Source organism: Methylobacterium sp. WL116 (genome assembly GCF_008039455.1).
Taxonomy (GTDB): Bacteria; Pseudomonadota; Alphaproteobacteria; order Rhizobiales; family Beijerinckiaceae; genus Methylobacterium.
Genome location: NZ_VRUV01000907.1, coordinates 1 through 1,052 on the forward strand (window position 1 = coordinate 1; position 1,052 = coordinate 1,052).

A 1,052-nucleotide genomic window follows, 5' to 3' on the forward strand; every position below is an offset into this window, starting at 1 on the left:
CCTCGGCCCTGCGGCGACCCGCCGGCCCGGCAGCCAGGAGCCCTGGGCGCGCGCGGAACGGCCTGTTAACCATGCGGCTCGGATAACCGTCGCCTGGGCAGCCCCGGGGCTCCGCGTCGTCGGGGCCGGTGCCCGGACGACCTCGTGAGGATGCGATTCGGACCATGAGCGCCCGCCCCCACCGCAGCGCCTTCCCACTGATGCGCCTCGTTCTCGCCGCCGCCCTCGGCGCCGGCGCCCTCTCGCCGGCCGAGGCGCGGGAGCGCAAGGCCGCGCCCGCCAGCATCGCCGTCGATTACGGCATCGCGCTCGCCGGCCTGTCGATCGGCACCGCGCGGCTCGCCGGCACCTTCGAGAACGCGAAGTACCGCGTCGACGTCTCGGCGACGCTGACCGGTCTCGTCGGCGCGATCACCGGCGGCCAGGGCTCGGCCCGCTCCGCCGGGATCATCGCCGCCGCGCCGCAGCCCAACACCTTCTCGATCGCGACGCGGACCGCCAATTCGGGGATCGCCGTGCGCATGGCGCTCGCCCACGGCAACGTCACCCAGTCCGAGGTCACGCCGCCGCTGGTCGACATGGACGACCGCGTGCCGGTGACGCCCGCCAACAAGCGCGGGATCATGGACCCGGCCAGCGCCCTGCTGATGCCGGCCCAGGCCTCCGGCGACCTGACCAACCCGGACAATTGCAACCGCACGCTGCCGGTCTTCGACGGCGCGACCCGCTTCAACGTGGTCCTGAGCTACGGCGAGACCCGGGCGGTGGAGAAGCCGGGCTATTCCGGCCCGGTGCTGGTCTGCAACGCCCGCTACCAGGCGGTCGCCGGCCACCGGCCGGACCGGCCCGGGGTGCGCTTCATGGAGGAGAACCGCGACATGTCGGTCTGGCTCGCGCCGGTCGAGGGCACGCGGATGCTGGTGCCGATGCGCATCTCGGTGCGCACCACGGTGGGCACCAACATCATCGAGGCGACCCGCTGGGTGCGCGGCACGGCCACCGCCGAGGCGCCGGCCACGACCGGCAGCCTCGCGAGCCGCTGAGGATGCGCG

The 1,052-nt window shown here is 74.2% G+C and carries 1 protein-coding gene; it reads left to right on the forward strand.

Annotated elements, in window-relative coordinates; translation table 11 throughout:
• Window positions 1-164: 164 nt before the first annotated feature.
• The gene (locus FV223_RS28365) at window positions 165-1,043 is read left to right on the forward strand and encodes a DUF3108 domain-containing protein (RefSeq protein WP_147729968.1); all 879 of its coding nucleotides are present in this window, start codon (window positions 165-167) and stop codon (window positions 1,041-1,043) included.
• Window positions 1,044-1,052 lie beyond the last annotated feature (9 nt).

What these genes read in the sequence shown, in the direction of transcription:
- FV223_RS28365 (WP_147729968.1), top strand. Translation starts at nt 165, where the DNA reads ATGAGCGCCCGCCCCCACCGCAGCGCCTTCCCACTGATGCGCCTCGTT.